Source organism: Chryseobacterium sp. UNC8MFCol (assembly GCF_000482305.1).
Lineage (GTDB): Bacteria > Bacteroidota > Bacteroidia > Flavobacteriales > Weeksellaceae > Chryseobacterium > Chryseobacterium indologenes.
Genome location: NZ_AXUZ01000014.1, coordinates 82,704 through 99,581, shown reverse-complemented (window position 1 = coordinate 99,581; position 16,878 = coordinate 82,704). Strand labels below are relative to the sequence as shown.

Genomic DNA, 16,878 nt, shown 5'->3' with positions numbered 1-16,878 from the left:
TATTTTACCCGGAACTCAGATTATTCTCCCATACTGAATGATTTTATTTTAGGTATAATCTCATTCTTTCCTCATATTCAGGCTTTAGTTTCAGGAACTTCCATATTTTTTTATCATCGAAATTACTGATCCTGTAGAATATGATTTTTTCGGCAGAATATTTAAAATACGGGTGATTTTTAAGCCAGTCTTCTGGAGCGTCCGCTAAAGTATATTTAGCAACAGCCGAAGCATCCAGCGGAGCAATACTGAGCAATTTCTGAACGGTTTCTTTGTCTATATTATAAGTGTCCAGAATCTGTTGCTTATTGACAAAACCACCCAATTTCTTCCTGAATCCTATCATGGATCCGGCACTTTTCTCATCCAGACCAAATTCTATCAGCTGTCTAAAAGTAATTGAATTAAGATCAGTTTTTGAAAAATCTGTTTTCTGTTGCTGATTATTTTCTCTTTTCTCAGGAATAGGAGTGAGCTTAATGTAGGGCCTTAATTCTTCAAATTTCTCAGGTGATATTACAAAGCATTTTTGTAAATCTTCTGCGTTTTTAAAGCTGCCATGCAGGTTTCTGTCCCGATAATTTACAATAGTTGTAGCTTGTTTTTCCGAAAAACCAAGGGCTTTCCATCCTTCCAGATTTAAACTGTTGGGATCAAATGAATGGTAGGCTATTTTACTTTTTCCCGGATAATTTCTTGAAATATTTTTGAAGTTCTCGGGAGTTTTCACCGGTAGCATTAAATAAGGTTCCAGCTTTCTATAATTGTCCGGAGAGATGATAAAACACTCTTTAAACTTTTCTTTACTGATAAAGCTTCCTCCCAGATAATTTTTATACTTTAAAATTGCCTCTGCCTGCTTCTCGCTAAAGCCCATTTTTATCCAGTCACTTCCGGAATACTGATCAGGATTAAATGTATGGGCAACAGCAATGGCGCTTTTTTCAAAATTTTTAAATTGTTTTGACGAAGATTCCTTACCGGTTTCCGGAAGCAAGATGAATGATTCTATTTCTCGGAATTTTTCGTCTGAAATAGCATAACATTTTTTCAATTGTTCTTTTGAAGTAAATGCTCCGCCCACAATATCCTTGTATTTAAGAATTGTGGATGCCTGTTTTTCAGAAAACCCAAGGGCCTGCCATTGGGTACGATGTAAAGCATTGGGATCAAATTTTGTGAATGCAGTGGAAGCTGAAGAATTCATGATGAAGTTAACCTCAGGGAAAGGTTCCTTTTCCCTGCTCGTATATTGCTGATAGACCAATAAAACTGTCAGCAGCATTATCATAAATGCTAATTTTTGGTAATAGCTTTTTCTCATTATAAAGTAAACTTACCAATAAAACAAAAGTATAGCAATGGGAAGATATAAATTGGTTGAGTTTAGAATATAATTGAGTAAACTTCCCAAAAAATATAAATAAAATATATATTATACATAAAATAAAATCCTCCAATGGGTGTCGGAGGAGGAAGTATCATATGTCAAATTTTGTCAGGTTATTCTTCAGAATCCCTGTCGCCTAAAGATTCTTTTAATTTAAGAAGCTCTGCTTTTACAAATTCAAGTCGGTCAATAATGGTAATCGTTTCTGAAATCCTGCTGTTGGTCGTTAAAGCTACCCGCGCGCCATCCAGTGTATATCCTTTCTCCTTTACCAGATGGTAGATCATCTGAAGGTTTTTGATGTCTTCAGGAGTGAAATATCGGTTTCCTTTCCTGTTTTTTTTAGGTTTAATGATAGGGAATTCCTGTTCCCAATAACGTATTAATGAAGTGTTTACGTCAAAAGCCTTAGCCACTTCCCCTATAGAATAATACAGTTTATCAGGTAAATTTATTTTCATTTTACAAATCCTAAACTTCAAAGATAAAAATTTTTTAAACTTGCATCCAAATATATATGGCAAAGTCCTGGTATTACATACATTTTAACACGTTAGAAATAAAAAATCAGAATCATATAAAAAAATCAGAATAACAAGTCATTTTTTATAATTTAGTGAATGACGAAAAAGTGCAATGATTATGAAGCATTATTTTTTTATTGTAACACTGATGATTCCCTTTTTAGGATTTTCACAGTGGACGAGAACCGAGCTCAGGTCTCAGAGAGTTAAAAAGTCTCAGGAAAAATTAGAATTTTCAGGACTTTATACATTAGACTCTCATAAGTTAAGCCAAATTTTGAAAAATGCTCCGCAGAGGTCTTCCGGTTCCAAAGGAGTCATTATTTCACTTCCCAATGTCCATGGAAGACTTGAAAAGTTTCAGGTCTGGGAATCTTCGAATATGGCTCCTCAGCTGCAGGCTCAATTTCCGGATATCAGATCATATGTAGGAACGGGGCTAGACGATTCAGGGGTGTATTTGAGGTTTAGTCTGTCTCCCGAAGGATTTTCATCCATGCTTACCCGTTCCGGAATTTCTGAATTTATAGAACCGTATACGGAAGATAGAATGGTGTATGCTGTTTTTGATTCCAATGCAAGGAGAGGGCAGGATAAGGAGCCTTTTGAATGTACTGCAAGGGATGCTGTGAAGAAAACTGATTATAAAATAACAGACACAATCAAAAATTAAAGCAGCGACGGGTGTTTCTGCCGGTCCTTTTTTTGTTTAACTTTGTGGTGAGGCCTTATTTATAGTACCTTCATAAATGTTATCACTCCTTTTGTTAAAATATAGATGATGAAATCTATCTCTGTTCTTCATATTGACCTATTCCAGACGGGCAGAAGCACCTCTGATTTCTATTTTAATACCATGAAAAATCATTTGGTTGTAGGTCACAAGCATATAGAGAAACCCCACAGGCATGATTTTTATGCCGCTGTACTTTTTACCCGAGGAAAAGGCACTCATGAAATCGACTTCCAGAAATATGAGGTCTCGGAAGGAAGTCTTTTCTTTTTGTCACCCGGACAGGTTCACAGTTGGGAACTTTCAGAAGATATCGATGGTTATATATTCTTTTGCTCACAGGAATTTTACGAGATACATTATGTCAATCAGAAGCTGAGGAATTTTCCATTTTTCGGATCTGTCACTTTTCCCAGAAAACTTCAGCTGCATACTGTGGAATTAGAGGAAACCGTTAGATTGTTTGAAAAATTAGGCAACGAATATCAATCTAAACATATCATGAAAGAAGGTCTGATCCTTTCATTGATGTCTCAGCTGTTTATCTATGCTGCCAGATTGTTTTCAAGAGATACTGATTTTCTGGAATCTTCAGCCGGTCCTTCCTATTTTAAACATTATCAGGATTTTGAAACCTTTATTGAAGAACATTTTACAGAGGAAAAATCGATTGCGTACTATGCTTCATTACTGGAAATATCCTCAAAGCACCTTAACAGAATCGTAAAGACCGTGGTTCAGAAAACCGCCACCGATGTTATTACAGAAAGAGTAGTCCTGGAAGCTAAAAGAATGCTGATGTATCTTGATGAAAGCCTTGTAGAAATTGCTTTCAGACTTGGCTACGAAGAATATTCCTACTTTGTAAGAGTCTTCCGGAAAAGTTCCGGAATGACCCCTACGCAGTTTATGAGGAAATATAAGGCTTAAAAGAATTGATAATTGAAAGTTTTTAATTAAAAAACAGGGAGTTGAAGGTTTTTCTGAGAACATAAGATAATATGGGTAACCTGTAACACTCAAACACTCCATGCCTATAATGCCAGTTTAAACGGTCCTTCAAAAGTGGTTTCAAAAGAGTCTACGAGTTTTCCTTTTTCATCAAAAACACCAATGACCATATTTTGTTTTGAAAATTTGATGTCTTCTTCAGGAAATGTAATATTAATATTTCCTTTGAGAATTTCATCACCCTTCAATATGATTTTTTCATTTCCGAAATAGGTGATCTCTGCATGATCCGGAGTGATAACTTTAATGGTTAGGGTTTTCTTTTCATTGGATTTGTTTAACAGAGTATAAATAAAGGTATTCGTAATCTTTCCGTCTTTAATAAAAAAGGTAGAACCTGCAGGTTTGATAAACTTTGCTTCCATAGACCCACGGTCATACATCAGGAATCCAAGGAATCCGATAAGAAGAGCAAGAATGACCGAGGTAGCCTTCATTCTCGGAGTAAATCTGAATTGATCCTGGTTTTCAATTTCAGATTCTGTAGCATAACGGATCAGACCTTTTGGCAGACCTACCTTGTCCATCACTTCATCGCATGCATCAATACAAGCTGTACAGTTGACACATTCAAGTTGTTGCCCGTTTCTGATATCAATACCGGTAGGGCAAACGACAACACATTGGTTGCAATCGATGCAGTCTCCCTTTCCTGCTGCTTTCCGGTTTTCATTATTTCTCCATTTTGAACGACCTTCGCCTCTTTTAAAATCATAGTACACATTAATGGTCTGCTTATCAATCAATACCCCCTGAAGCCTTCCGTACGGGCATACCAAAGTACATACCTGCTCACGAAGCCATGCAAAAACAAAATAAAAAGTCATCGTGAAAAAAATCATCGTGATAAACTTCAGAGGATGCTCGGAAGGGCCTTCAATCATGATACGGAATACCTGCTCATAGCCTACAATATACATAAACATGAAGGTAGAAATGACCAATGAAATGAAAAGAAATACAGACCATTTTGTAAGCCTTTTTCTTATTTTTTCAGCATCCCATTCCTGTCTGTCGAGCTTCATCTGCTTGTTTCTGTCACCTTCTATCCAATATTCAATTTTACGGAAAACCATCTCCATAAAAAGGGTTTGCGGGCAAAGCCATCCACAGAATATTCTTCCGAAAACTACCGTGAACAGCATCACAAATATTACAGAAGTCACAGCTCCCAATGCCAGAATAAAAAAGTCCTGAAGATAGAATGGCTGACCAAGGATAAAAAATCTTCTGTCGATAACATTAATCAGTAAAAAAGGATTATTATTGATTTTTACAAAAGGAAGCCCAAAGAAAAGAGCAAGAAGGATATAGCTGGTATAATTCCTGTAATTGGTGTATTTTCCTTTAGGTTTTCTGGGGAATATCCATTTTCTTTTTCCGGTTTCATCCATGGTTCCCACTGAATTTCTGAAATCTTCATTTTCAATCTCCAAGGATTTGATGTTGTTGGACTCTGCACTCATTATTGTATGCTATAAAAGTATTATGGTAGTATTTATACACAGGATCAATTCTTTGATTTTGTGCTGTTTTTTATAGAACAAATAATATCAATCCCTTTGGCACAAAGCTCTGAATTATATCAGTGGTCTCCTAATATGATCTACTTATTCAATAGGACAATTAGGACATTTTTCTTTTTCTGTTTTATTAGATCAAAATGAGAAAATATTTTGAGATCCTGTGGGGCATATCGTAAATTGCAGATCTAAAAATGAAGTATGAAGAATATCTGTACAATAGTTGGGATTGGTTTGGTTTTCGCATTGGTAAACTGCCAATCAGTAAATAGTAGTAAAATGTTTTATGAAGGTGTACAGCCGGAAAGGGTATCGGACCAGTTTAGTTTTACCGAAGGACCATCGGCAGATAAAATAGGAAATGTATATTTTACCGACCAGCCCAATGATAAAATTTATTATTGGGATTGGAAAACGAATAAGATCATAAAATTCCTGGACAAAACGGGAAGAGCAAACGGAACTCATTTTGATAAAGATGATTTTCTGATCACCTGTTCGGATGATCAGGGAGAAATGTGGAAAATTTCAAAAGATAAAAAAGTAGAGGTTTTGTTCAAAGGTTTTGAAGGCAAACGATTTAATGGCCCCAATGACGTCTGGAATGACACTTCAGGAGGTATGTATTTTACCGATCCGCTATACGAAAGAGACTACTGGGTTAATTTTAAACAGGAATTATCCCATAAAAGTCTTTATTACAGGGATAACAAGGGCAAAATCGTCAAACTGGAAACATTTACGCAGCCCAACGGAATTATTGGTAGTGAAAAATTAAAAAAGCTATATATTTCAGACATTGATGCCGGAAAAACTTATGTTTACGATATACTCGGAAATGGAAAACTTTCTCCCAAAAGGTTATTCTGTGAAATGGGTTCTGACGGAATGACGCTCGATAAGCACGGAAACCTTTATTTGACAGGAGACGGAGTACATATTTTTAACCGAGATGGCAAGAAAATATACCATATTTCTATCCCTGAAAAATGGACGTCGAACGTGACTTTCGGTGGGGAAAACAATGATATCTTGTTCATTACAGCTTCAAAATCGGTGTATACTTTTCCGATGAGAGTGAGAGGAATAAAATAATTTTCGTGTCATTGCGAGGAGCATAGCGACGAAGCAATCTCACACCTACAATTATATTGAATGATAAGAGATTGCTTCCCTTCGCTCGCAATGACTATATATTATTGAGGAGTATTTTAATAAGCAACCTCCATCTTTATCTTTTTCCCTTTCAGTTTTTCATTCTGGAGCTTTTTTAACACAGCATTGACTTTACTTCTGGAAACGGCTACATAAGAGGTCGTGTCTTTTACTTCAATCAATCCGATGTCTTCTTTCTGAAGGTCTCCTTTTTTGATCAGATATCCTACAATATCAACTTTATTAACTTTATCTTTTTTGCCGACACTGATATAAATAGTCTGGAAAGGTGTTTTTTCAGGAACTTTAGTAAAACCGGCTACACTTTCTTCCTGAGTATCATTTTTAATGAATGGGAAATTTTCTTCTTCAGTCATAATCAGATACACAAATCCTTTGGCATTCATTCTTGCCGTACGTCCGTTTCTGTGGATGAAGGCATCTTCTTTTGGCGGAAGCTGGTAGTGAACGATAGATTCTACTTCGGGAACATCAAGACCGCGGGCGGCCAGGTCGGTAGTGATAAGAATTCTCGCAGAATCATTTCTGAACTTCAGTAAGGCACGCTCCCTTTCATCCTGTTCCATACCACCATGAAAGGTTTCTCTGTCGATCCCCATCTGATGAAGAAGCTCAGAAATACGATCAACGGCATCACGGTGATTACAAAAGATCAAAGTTCTTTTGTTCCCGATTTTACAAACCAGATTGAAGAGTGTGTCCAGCTTTTCCTCAGGAATTGTCATCACTTTTCTTAACTGAATATCGGGTTTTACTTCATTTTCTTTAAGGAAGCTGATTACTTTTTCATCTTGTAAGCCTGTAAATGCTGGGATTTGATCCATTGCTGTTGCAGACGTTAAAATCCTTTGAGAAAGTCCTTTCAAAGAATTGCAGATAAATTCCATATCATCATGAAATCCCAGTTCCAAAGCTTTGTCGAATTCATCCAAAACCAATGTTTTAATCGTCTTTGGGTCAAAATTGTTGTTTCTCAGGTGGTAAGTTACCCTTCCCGGAGTTCCGATTAAAACAGCAGGAGCTTCAATTAAATTGTTGACTTCAATCTTTTTATCATGCCCGCCATAGCAAACAGAAACTTTAAAGTCTGTTCCCATAGCTTTAAAAACCTGCTCAATCTGTAAAGCCAGTTCTCTGGCCGGAACGAGTATCAGAGCCTGAACTCCCTGCACATTTTTCTTCAGGTTTCTCAGAACCGGAAATAAAAAAGCAAGTGTTTTTCCTGATCCGGTAGGAGAGAGCAGTACAATGTCCGTATTGTTTTCAGAGGCTTTATAAGTTGACTTCTGCATCTGATTCATATCCTGAATCTGCAGCTTTTGATAGATTGATTGTAGTTCCATGGTGCAAAGATAGTGAATTTTGGAGTTTGGAAGTTTTAGGATAGGACGGTTTGAAAATTGTGAATGGGAAGCCTTGGGAATAGCATCTTTTGTATTTCGATGTTGGTGTCATTCTGAACGGAACGGAATAGTGAAGAGTCTCAAAACTGTATATAAATCATTTTACGGAAAGCCGTAATGTATTTGTATGTCCTTCCAATAATTTTGAAGCAATAAACTTAATGTCATGAAACTCTATCAAACCCTTGAAAAACAGATTAAGAAAGAACCTAATTATATTTCTGATAACGGAGAAATTAAAAAATGGGTGGTTTTGAATAAAGCACAAAACTTTGATGAAGAACTCATTGGATTATTGCTGGAAGACCCTGATTTGAAAGCAAAATTTTTCATCCAAGTAAAAGAGGTATGGGTGTTCAAACAAAACCTTTTCATCCAGTTTCTTGAGCAGAAAAATTATCTGAATGACAGCTATACCCAGTTTAAAAACAAAGTGGGCTTAACTATCGATGGTAAACATTTGAAACAAAGAAATGAAGTTTCACTGGTCTGGCCATTTAAAGACTGTATCCTGGAAGGCGGACAAAGCCGTGAGGAAGATAAAAGAGAAGAGATTTTCTTCAATGAAGTGCTGGCACAGGATGAAATTACCGAACTGCTGGATCCAAAAGTGCTAACCAACGCCAAACGCTTTGATAAAGATGGTGAACATCATTTTGTCCAATTCAATAGAAATGAAAAGGGAACGATTACTGATAATTTAATTATTAAAGGAAATAATTTGCTAGCCTTGCATTCTCTCAAAAAGGAGTTTGCTGGAAAAGTGAAGCTTATTTATATAGACCCGCCATATAATACAGGAAATGATGGGTTTCAATATAATGATAGTTTTAACCATTCTACCTGGCTGAGTTTTATGAAGAATAGGCTTAGTGTCGCACGAGAATTATTAAGTAATGATGGGCTTGTTTTTGTTCAGTGTGATGATAATGAACAGGCATATTTAAAAGTATTAATGGACGAAATTTTTGCAAGAGAAAATTTTGTGAGTAATATTGTTTGGAAAGGTAGAGGTGGAAGACAAGATAGCAAATTCATTGCACAGATTCATGAAACAATTATTTGTTTTTCAAAAAATATTTCCAATTTAAAACTGTTTAAAACTACGGTTGAGGATACATCTACATATTCATTAAAAGATGAGAAAGGTAATTATAAAACTCAATTGATTAGAAAATGGGGAAGTAATAGTAGAAGAGCTGATAGACCTAATTTGTATTATGGAATTGAATTTGAAAATGAAATTATTTTCCCTATTCTACCAGATGGAACCGATGGCTGTTGGAGATGGAGTAAAGCTAAACTTAGAAACTCAATTGAAAATGGAGAAGTGATATTGATTGAAAAAGAAGGGAGGAAAGAATTGTATGAAAAAATACGCGAAAAAGATGGAACCAAACAAATTGTTTTTAACTCTTGGATTGATGAATCATTTTCTGGACAGGGAGCAAAAACTATTCAAGATATTTTTAGAATAAAAGTATTTGATTATCCTAAACCAGAACAATTAATAGCTAAATTAATTGAAATATCAACGCAGGAAAATGATATTATTCTCGATTATCACCTCGGAAGTGGTACCACAGCATCCACAGCTCACAAAATGAATCGTCAATATATCGGAATAGAGCAAATGGATTATATAGAAACGGTTGCAGTAGAACGCTTGAAAAAAGTAATTGATGGCGAACAAGGCGGCATCTCCAAATCCGTCAACTGGCAAGGCGGCGGCTCCTTCATCTACCTCGAACTTAAAAAATACAACCAAACCTTCATAGAAAAAATAGAAGAAGCAAAAGATGCAAAAACGCTCCTTCAGATTTGGGAAGAGATGAAAGAAAAGTCTTTTCTTAATTATAATATAGATATCCAAAAGCAGGAGGAATATATTGAAGATTTCAAAACATTAAGCTTGCAGGAACAAAAGCAGCATCTTTGCGAACTGCTCGATAAAAACCAGCTCTATGTAAACCTTTCTTCTCTTAAGGATGGGAATTTTGCATGTACTCCGGAAGAACAGAGAGTAACCCGGGAATTTTATCAACTTAAAAACTAGGCATATGGCATTTTTACATGAAATATTCAATAATCCGTTTGCCCGTAAGGCTCTTGCAGAAGTTTCTTTACCTAATGGAATCACCGATAACCTGAAGTTTGGAATTCGCCCTTATCAGGAAGAAGCATTCAGACGTTATTTGTATACGGAAAGGGAAGATTTTGATGGGAAGCCTAAGAAACCCTTACATCTTCTTTATAATATGGCAACGGGAAGCGGGAAAACAATGGTGATGGGTGGTTTGATACTTCACCTTTATCAGAAAGGATATCGGAATTTTTTGTTTTTTGTCAACAGTAATACTATAATTCAGAAAACGACGGATAATTTTCTCAATCCCCATACTTCTAAATATTTATTTCAGAATAAAATCGTTATTGATGGGAAAGAGGTCTTTTTAAAGGAGATTGATAATTTTGATGAATCAGACCATGAAAACATCAATATCAAATTTACCACCATTCAGCGGCTTCACACTGATTTAAATAACACCAAAGAAAACAGCGTTACCTATGAAGATTTTCAGGATAAAAAGATGGTATTGATTGCCGATGAGGCCCATCATTTAAACAGTGGTACCAAAAGCGGAAACCTGTTTGGAAGCTGGGAAGAGACCGTTCTCGAGATTCTGCATCAGAATTTTGAAAATATCCTTTTAGAATTTACGGCCACTCTGGATTATGAAAGCCGGGAAATTGCAGAGAAGTACAAAGACAAGGTTATTTATAAATATGATCTGGCGCAGTTCAGAACAGATAAATTTTCTAAGGAAATCAACCTTGTCCGCTCCTTATATGATGAGCAGGAAAGAATTATTCAGGCTTTAATTCTTAATCTGTATCGCCAGGAATTGGCTACTGTTCATCATATCAATCTGAAACCCGTTATTCTTTTTAAAGCCAAGAAGACCATCAAAGAATCTGAACAGAATAAGGAAAACTTTCACAAGCTGATCGGTGCTTTTTCTGAAACGATGGTAGATAAGATCAGGAAAACATCAACCGTTGCTATTGTTCAGAAAGCTTTTGATTTCTTTGAAGGCAGAAATATTTCAAAAGGAGATATTGTAAAACGGATACAGAATCATTTCCGGGAAGAAAATTGCCTGAGTGCCAATAATGACTCAGAAGCAGAGAAAAACCAGATTTTACTCAATACATTGGAAGAAGAAAACAATCCTATCCGTGCTGTATTTGCAGTGCAGAAACTTAATGAAGGCTGGGATGTTCTCAATTTATTTGATATTGTAAGATTATATGAAGACCGGGATGGGAAAGATGGTAGACCCGGAAAGACAACCCTTTCCGAAGCACAGCTCATCGGACGTGGAGCAAGATATTTTCCTTTTTCTGTGAAGGAAGGTGAAGATAAGTTTGTAAGGAAATATGATGATGACATTTCAAACGATCTGAAAATCCTGGAAGAGCTGTATTATCATACCAAAGAAGACAGCCGCTACATTTCAGAGCTTAAAAAAGCGTTGGTAGACTCCGGAATATATGAAGATGAGGCCAATCTTGAAACAAAGCAGTTAAAATTGAAGCCTGTATTTAAAACCACAGAATTATACAAAAACGGACTTGTATTTTCCAATAGCAAAATCCCCAAAAGCTTTACTCATATAAAGTCTTTTGAAGATCTGGGAATGAGCAGACCCAATTTTAAATACCAGCTTTCTTCGGGAAATGGCAGGACTTCTAATATGTTTTTTGAACCGGAGAAACCCGCCTCTCCTGATGAAGGAATAAAATCTAAAGGAGTCAGAATTCAGGATATTCAGAAGCATGTAGTAAGATATGCCCTAAGCCGGAATCCTTTTTATTACTTTGATAATCTTTCGCGCTATTTTCCCAATATAACATCGATCTGGGAATTTATACATGATAGAACCTATTTGGGTGGAATGGAAATCATATTCTACGGAACCCAAAGCCGTCTTCAGGAAATTTCACATTTTGATTACCTCCAGGCTCTGAATGGATTACTTCAAACTATAGAAGCCGATATTAAACATAATACTCCGGATTACGAAGGTTCATCGTTTCAGCCGCAGCCTATTCATAAGGTTTTCAGAGATAAGGAGATCAAAGTTACCAAAGGCAGTATAAGAGCAGATGGGCAGGAAAGTGTGGTTTCAGATGAAGCTTGGTATGCCTACAATGCTAATTATGGAACTATTGAAGAAAAAAGGTTTGTAGACTTATTTTCCAGGCGCTTCCAGGGGCTGAAGCAAAAATTTCAGGATGTTCACCTGATCCGTAATGAAAGGGAGGTGAAGATCTTTGATAAACTGGGACGCGCTTTTGAACCGGATTTTATTCTGTTTTGCAGCCAGAAGAAAGATAAACAGCTGACATACCAGGTGTTTATAGAGCCTAAGGGAACCCATTTAATTGATTACGACAGATGGAAAGATGATTTTTTGAGAAAAATGGGCGATCAAAAGAAAACCATTACGATTCATACGGATGAGTATTTAATTACGGCAGTGCCGTTTTATAACCATGAAACTGAAAAAGAATTTGACCAGGCGCTGGAAAAAACCTTTATGGGCTAATTTTCCGGCTTCTCCTTATTTTTAAATCCGTCAATCTTTTAATAAATCTCTTTGAACTTCAGTTGTTTAACGGGAAATTATGAATATGTAAAACTATTGCTTATCTCAAATAAAAAACATATCTTTGCACCCACTTTTTGTGCTAAAGGTCTAAGAAAGTAAAATATTAAATATTAATAACTTCCGTATTTTTCAATCACATTTGTTAAGACCGTTGAAAGAGAAGGAATACAAATTTATTTAGAATTATGTCAAAAGAGACAAATTCAGCAGAATTATTATTAAACCAAAACGTAGCACCAGAACAATTTGATTGGGATTCTTTCGAATCAGGTCTTGATGCAGATGCGAGAAAAGAAAAAAGCGATTTAGAAGAGATCTACAACGGATCATTAAACAACTTAGACGATAATGACGTATTAGTTGGTAAAGTTGTAAGATTAACTGACAAAGAAGCTATCGTAGACATCAACTTCAAATCTGAAGGTGTTATTTCTCTTAACGAATTCCGTTACAACCAAGGCCTTAAAGTAGGTGATGAGGTAGAAGTAATGGTTGACAAGAGAGAAGACAAAACTGGTCAGTTACAATTATCTCACAGAAAAGCTAGAACGCTTAAAGCTTGGGATAAAGTAAACGAACTTCACGAAACTGGAGAAATCGTTAACGGTTTTGTTAAATCAAGAACTAAAGGTGGTATGATCGTTGACGTTCACGGAATCGAAGCATTCTTACCTGGTTCTCAAATTGACGTTAAGCCAATTAAAGATTACGATCAGTTCGTAGGAAAAACTATGGAGTTCAAAGTTGTGAAAATCAACCCTGAGTTCAAAAACGTAGTAGTTTCTCACAAAGCATTGATCGAAGCAGATATCGAAGGTCAGAAAAAAGAAATCATCGCTCAGCTTGAAAAAGGTCAGGTTCTTGAAGGTACTGTTAAGAATATCACTTCTTACGGTGTATTCATTGACTTAGGAGGTGTTGATGGATTGATCCACATTACAGACCTTTCTTGGTCTAGAGTGAACCACCCATCTGAAATCCTTGAGGACGGACAGACTGTAAAAGTTGTAATCCTTGATTTCGATGACGAGAAAACAAGAATCCAGTTAGGTATGAAGCAATTAGAAGCTCATCCTTGGGATGCTCTTTCTGCTGACATGAAAGTTGGAGATAAAGTAAAAGGAAAAGTAGTAGTTCTTGCTGACTATGGTGCATTCGTAGAAATCGCTCCAGGTGTAGAAGGATTAATCCACGTTTCTGAAATGTCTTGGTCTACTCACTTAAGATCTGCTGGAGATTTCGTAAAAGTAGGTGATGAAGTAGAAGCTGAAGTATTAACTTTAGATAGAGAAGAAAGAAAAATTTCTCTTGGTATCAAGCAATTGTCTAAAGATCCATGGGAAAACATCGAAGCTAAGTATCCGGTAGGATCTCAGCATGTAGGAACGGTAAGAAACTTCACTAACTTTGGTGTATTCGTAGAGTTAGAAGAAGGTATCGACGGGTTAATCTACATCTCTGATCTTTCTTGGACTAAGAAAATCAAGCACCCATCTGAGTTCTGCGCAGTAGGTGATAAATTAGATGTTGTAGTTCTTGAGCTAGATATCCAGGCTAGAAGATTATCTCTAGGTCACAAGCAATTGACTGAAAACCCATGGGATAAATTCGAAACTAAATATGCTGAAGGAACTATCCACGCTGGTAAAGCTGTAGAAGTACACGATAAAGGAGCTTCTGTACAGTTTGAAGATGCTGAGGTTGAAGCGTTCTGCCCTTCAAGATTATTAGAGAAAGAAGATGGATCTAAAATCAAAAAAGGTGAAGAAGCTCAATTCAAAGTAATTGAATTCAACAAAGAATTCAAGAGAGTAGTAGTATCTCACACAGGGATCTTCAGAGACGAAGAAAAGAAAAACGTTAAAGAATCTTCTTCTAGAAACGTATCTTCTTCTTCAAACAACGAAGAAAGATCTACTCTTGGAGACATTGATGCATTAGCAGAGTTGAAAAGAAAAATGGAAGAAGGTAAATAATCTTTGAACCATTCATAAATAAGGAGCCGCTCATTTGAGCGGCTTTTTTTTACCTTATTTTCAGGAGCTTTTTCCCGCTATCCACTCATACTCCTCGCGCCTTCTCACTCCGCTCCTAAATCCACTAAATCTCCAGCCTTTGCTGTGGGGTAACCGTTCCTATCGGGGCTATGACAGACGTCCTGCTATACATTTGGTAAGATAATATGGAATAATTATAACCCTAACAGGTTTTCAAAATCTGTTAGAGTTGTCGTTTAAGTAAAATTGATATGATTGATTTTATTATCCGGCACAGCTACATTCCTCAAAACTTTAATTTATAAGTCGTACCTTTGCAGGCTGAAAAAAAATTATGAAGAAGCAAAATATACTAAAAGGCGTTTTATTTGTTGGGATTGGAGCTAGTATATACGGTATGTTGGCCACGTTTGTGAAAATGGCTTACCATGACGGTTTTACAACTTCGGAAGTTACTACATCCCAGTTTGTGTTAGGTTTGACAGGATTACTGATCCTTAATTTTATCCAGACCATTACCTCGAAGCAGAAATTATCATTACCCAATTCTAAAGAAGTCAGAATGCTGATTCTGGCAGGAACTTCATTAGGAGGAACCAGTTTATTCTATTATATTGCTGTGCAGTATATCAATGTTTCCATTGCGATTGTATTATTGATGCAGTCGGTATGGTTCAGTGTGGTAGTTGAGAGCATTCTTACAAAAAAATTGCCCAATGCAAGAAAGGTGATTTCGGTGATTATAGTATTATTGGGAACAGTATTGGCGACCAATCTTATCAATATGGAAATAGAGCTGGATTGGCATGGGGTGTTCTGGGGGCTAATGGCTGCCGGCTCTTATACTTTGACTATGTTTACCTCAAACACAATAGCTACTCATTTACCGGTTTTCAGAAAGAGCCTTGTAATGCTTGCGGGAGGTTCTATTATCGTTTTTTCGTTCTTATTCTTTGCTCAGATAGGGCCAATGTATTTTGACGGATTACAATCTTTATATTTAAATTTTACCGAAAATACGGAGCATATTCATCCTTTTAATTATTCGATCTTCTGGACATACGGAATTATTTTAGCTCTGTTCGGAACCATTATTCCCCCAATTCTGTTTAATGTCGGTTTCCCGAATGCAGGATTAGGATTAGGAAGTATTGTTTCCTCTTTAGAGCTTCCGGTTTCTGTAACGATGGCGTTTGTTTTATTGGGCGAAAAAGTGTTTTTAATACAGTGGGTAGGAATCGTGCTGATCCTTTTTGCTATTGTATTAATGAACTTACCTTCCAAAAAAGAAAAGGAAGTCCAGGTCCCTGAACTATCTTAATGAAATGAAATTTAAATAAAAATACCAGATAAAAAACCGTTCTTTATGGAACGGTTTTTTTAATTTTAATCATCTAAAATAAATTTTCATGAAATATGTAAGGAATGCAGTAATGGTTATAATGTTGGCTGCAGGAACAGCAGGCATTTCCGCACAGGTAAAACCTCTCGATGCTCTGCTCTCTGATTATAAATATCCTTTCGAAGTTCATTATATCCATTTAAAATCTCAGGATAATGATTTGAAGATGGCATACATGGATGTAAAACCTCAAAAAAGTAATGGAAAAACAATAATGCTGCTTCATGGGAAAAACTTTAACGGAGCCTATTGGGAAAGAACAGCTAAAGACCTTTCTGCAAAAGGGTTCAGGGTGATAATTCCGGATCAGATAGGATTTGGAAAATCTTCAAAACCTCATGCTTACCAGTTTTCCTTTTCTCAGCTAGCAGAAAATACAAAGGCAATTCTGGATGATCTTAAAATTGATAAGACCATTGTTTTGGGCCATTCTATGGGTGGAATGGTGGCGACACGCTTTACATTATTATACCCGGAAAAGGTTCAGAAGCTGATATTGGAGAATCCTATCGGTTTGGAAGATTATAAAACTTTTGCTTCTTATCAGACCATTGACCAGGCGTATCAATCGGAGCTTAAAAATACCGCAGAAACCTATAAAAATTATCAGCTTACATTCTATTATGACAATAAATGGAAAGAAGAATATCAGCCCTGGCTGGATCTTATTGCCGGCTGGACATTACATAAAGATTATCCTCAGGTCGCATGGGATGCTGCCCTGACCACTGACATGATTTACAATCAACCTGTTTGTTATGAGTTTAAAAATATAAAAACTCCTGTATTACTGATCATTGGGACAAGAGACAGGACGGCAATAGGGAAGGATAGGGCTCCTAAAGAGCTTCAGGCAAAAATGGGACAATATCAGGAACTTGGCAAGAAAACACAACAGGAAATAGCCGGTTCTAAACTGGTGGAAATTGAAAATGTAGGACATTTGCCACACATTGAAGTTTATCCTCAGTTTTTTAAAGCATTATATGACTTTATAAAATAAGATATAATAAGTTGAAACATTAAGACGTGTATCTCCTTAT

The 16,878-nt window shown here is 36.3% G+C and carries 12 protein-coding genes; 8 read left to right on the top strand and 4 right to left on the bottom strand.

Features of this window, described 5'->3' with window-relative positions; genetic code table 11:
- Positions 1-43 precede the first annotated feature (43 nt).
- Entirely contained in the window at positions 44-1,291 is a 1,248-nt protein-coding gene (locus M030_RS0108715; protein ID WP_228375197.1) for a helix-hairpin-helix domain-containing protein, read from the bottom strand.
- Positions 1,292-1,503: 212 nt separating this feature from the next.
- Complete coding sequence (locus M030_RS0108710; protein WP_027373159.1) at positions 1,504-1,851, bottom strand: MerR family transcriptional regulator; 348 nt, start codon at positions 1,849-1,851, stop codon at positions 1,504-1,506.
- Between the two features lie 181 nt (positions 1,852-2,032).
- On the opposite strand from M030_RS0108710, the gene M030_RS0108705 reads away from it, so the two are divergent.
- Positions 2,033-2,587: a hypothetical protein gene (locus M030_RS0108705; RefSeq protein WP_155860240.1), complete on the top strand. Its 555-nt coding sequence runs from the start codon at positions 2,033-2,035 to the stop codon at positions 2,585-2,587.
- A 105-nt stretch (positions 2,588-2,692) separates the two neighbouring features.
- Positions 2,693-3,577: an AraC family transcriptional regulator gene (locus M030_RS0108700; protein ID WP_228375195.1), complete on the top strand. Its 885-nt coding sequence runs from the start codon at positions 2,693-2,695 to the stop codon at positions 3,575-3,577.
- Positions 3,578-3,681: 104 nt separating this feature from the next.
- Here M030_RS0108700 and ccoG read toward each other — a convergent pair whose 3' ends face one another.
- Complete coding sequence (ccoG, locus tag M030_RS0108695) at positions 3,682-5,124, bottom strand: cytochrome c oxidase accessory protein CcoG (protein ID WP_051584958.1); 1,443 nt, start codon at positions 5,122-5,124, stop codon at positions 3,682-3,684.
- Positions 5,125-5,382: 258 nt separating this feature from the next.
- Between ccoG and M030_RS0108690 the strand changes: the two genes are divergently transcribed.
- On the top strand, positions 5,383-6,276 hold the full coding sequence (locus tag M030_RS0108690; RefSeq protein ID WP_027373155.1) for an SMP-30/gluconolactonase/LRE family protein: 894 nt from the start codon (positions 5,383-5,385) through the stop codon (positions 6,274-6,276).
- Positions 6,277-6,392: 116 nt separating this feature from the next.
- Here M030_RS0108690 and M030_RS0108685 read toward each other — a convergent pair whose 3' ends face one another.
- Positions 6,393-7,700: a DEAD/DEAH box helicase gene (locus tag M030_RS0108685; RefSeq protein WP_027373154.1), complete on the bottom strand. Its 1,308-nt coding sequence runs from the start codon at positions 7,698-7,700 to the stop codon at positions 6,393-6,395.
- A gap of 226 nt (positions 7,701-7,926) precedes the next feature.
- Between M030_RS0108685 and M030_RS0108680 the strand changes: the two genes are divergently transcribed.
- The 5 genes from M030_RS0108680 to M030_RS0108660 all read left to right on the top strand — a co-directional run bounded on the left by M030_RS0108680 (position 7,927) and on the right by M030_RS0108660 (position 16,838).
- Entirely contained in the window at positions 7,927-9,816 is a 1,890-nt protein-coding gene (locus tag M030_RS0108680; protein ID WP_051584956.1) for a DNA methyltransferase, read from the top strand.
- Between the two features lie 4 nt (positions 9,817-9,820).
- Entirely contained in the window at positions 9,821-12,373 is a 2,553-nt protein-coding gene (locus M030_RS0108675; protein WP_027373152.1) for a DEAD/DEAH box helicase family protein, read from the top strand.
- Between the two features lie 248 nt (positions 12,374-12,621).
- Entirely contained in the window at positions 12,622-14,412 is a 1,791-nt protein-coding gene (rpsA, locus tag M030_RS0108670) for a 30S ribosomal protein S1 (protein WP_027373151.1), read from the top strand.
- Between the two features lie 355 nt (positions 14,413-14,767).
- A complete protein-coding gene (locus tag M030_RS0108665) occupies positions 14,768-15,754 on the top strand; it encodes an EamA family transporter (protein WP_027373150.1) in 987 nt (328 codons plus the stop codon).
- Between the two features lie 88 nt (positions 15,755-15,842).
- Positions 15,843-16,838: an alpha/beta fold hydrolase gene (locus M030_RS0108660; RefSeq protein WP_027373149.1), complete on the top strand. Its 996-nt coding sequence runs from the start codon at positions 15,843-15,845 to the stop codon at positions 16,836-16,838.
- Positions 16,839-16,878: the final 40 nt, after the last annotated feature.